The sequence below is a fragment of the Bartonella sp. AA1HLJMS genome (assembly GCF_042197445.1).
Classification (GTDB): domain Bacteria; phylum Pseudomonadota; class Alphaproteobacteria; order Rhizobiales; family Rhizobiaceae; genus Bartonella.
The window spans coordinates 1-2,024 of record NZ_JBHIRW010000132.1 but is presented as its reverse complement, the minus strand read 5'-3'; the positions used below and the strand labels follow the sequence as shown (position 1 = coordinate 2,024).

Below are 2,024 nucleotides of genomic sequence, written 5' to 3'. Positions count from 1 at the left end.
AAGAGACGTTTATTGATGCACCATCAGGCTTTCCATTGCCTTTAACCCCAACAGAAACAGAGTTTTTTTTGCTGGAAGTTTGTCCCGTATCACTGCGGCTGACAACGGTAAAATCACCTCCTACTTCCATTTCTACACGCTCTCCAGAAACCACGGCGCCTGCCAATGTGGTGTTTGCCCCACTCGTGGTATGAACAGTGCCGGTGCCAATAAGATAGCTGTTCTTTTGTTGAACCTGTTCACTGGAACCTTCTCCTTGACTAAAAGAGATATTGCCGGTTACTTCCCTACCACCAGTACCATAACTATACCCAACATTCATTGAAGCGCTTTGGCTATGTTTTTGTTTGCTTTTCTTGTTTTGCGCACTTTCAAAGGTAATATGCTGTCCTGCTTCCAAGTTGATATTCCCGCTCTGCGGATCATTGCCCAGCGCATAAACAGGATTGGTGTCAGCGATAATATCAGCTCCAACACCATGGATGCTACCTTTGTGGGCTTGCATATTAACAGCGCGTCCTGCTTCTATTGTATCTGTCACCGCTGTGGAGACTTGAGTAGAGGCTTCTGTCTTCCCTGTCTCAAAGCCCACTGTCACACTAGCTGAAACATCAGCCATATTGGCAAGAGCACCTTTTGGTGAGCCACCCTTTATCCCATTGTAAAGATCTTTGCTTTTGTTATAGAGATCATAGCCTTTTAGACCAGAAATAAGACCATTGCCGATTTTGTGTTTTGTATCCCCATGACCAAAACGTTTGACTGCATCCTTTACATCTTTTACTGTACCAAGAATACCCACATTGACAGAACCTGTAACACCAGCAAAGAAATTTTCATGTTTTTTTTGTGTCTTAGAGATATCTTGGCTTTCCGAAAGCGTGATATTATTGCCAGCATCGATGTTCACATCACGATCAGCTAAAACATCTGCCGCTTGCATGTTCACATCACAATCCGCAGTAATCTGCACATCTTGGCGTGCTGTGATGTGCGATTGAATGGAAGCTGTTTCCCATTGATCACCGGTGTCCTTCGTGCTCTTAACCCCAACACCCAAGGAAACACTGCTGCTGCTCTTTCCAAACTGAAACCCAAAACCTTCCCGTTCTTCTACAGAGTTTGATTTATGGCTATTATGACCCACAAGCACATTGACATCACGGGCTGCGGTAAGATTAATATCTTCCCCTGCAAGATCAGAGCCCACAATTGTCACATCTTTTTTCTTGGCAATGATGTTGATAGTGCCATACGCATTCAAAGAAGAGCCTTGATGTTCAAAACTCTCTTCATTTTGCACCTTTTCCTCACTCCCATATATCGATAAAAAGCCCTTGCCTGAACCCGCGCCAAAACCAGATGCATGTTCTTCTGAGTGGCTGCTATGGTGATCTTGCATGCCATCAATCGTCACATTTTCTGCCGTCACATTGATGTTTTGACCTGAAAGCAGATGAGAAGCAGAAATCTTGGCATCTCCTTGTGCGTCTATGTCAACGTTGCCCGTTGCACCCAGAACAGAGGAGACCGTTGTGGTGTGCAATTGAGATGTGTTGGAAGATTCCTCGTAAAAAAATCCACTTAACGACGATTGCTGTTGTTGGTCAAACTGTTCTTGGGCTCCTTTTATGAGAATATTCCCACCAGAATGAATAGAAACATCCGCTTTTGCCTGATCTTCTGCTGTTTCCTTTCCTTTGCCAGCAAAAAGCATAGACCCAATGATTGTGGTATCATTGCCAGATTCAACAGCAACCCCTTCACCCCCTGTTATGCTTGAGCCCACAACTTGGCTCACATCAATCTTGTTATGCTCAGATTTGCTGCTACTAAATGCTCCACCGTCTTTATGGTACGACATCTCATACTGTAAGCTATCCTCTGCATTATTGATCAGGACATCGTTGCTGGCTTTCAGCCCTACCTTGCCCTCAGCCGCAACGAAACTGCCTGTGATGCTAAGGTCATGCGGTTTGCCATCCTGCCCTGCAATGACAGTGGTGTCACCTCCCGATTTTATC

At 45.0% G+C, this 2,024-nt stretch carries 1 protein-coding gene; it reads right to left on the bottom strand.

The features are described from left to right. Positions 1 to 2,024: hemagglutinin repeat-containing protein (locus ACFIQE_RS09830; protein WP_375707647.1), on the bottom strand; the 2,024-nt coding region annotated here is incomplete at both ends.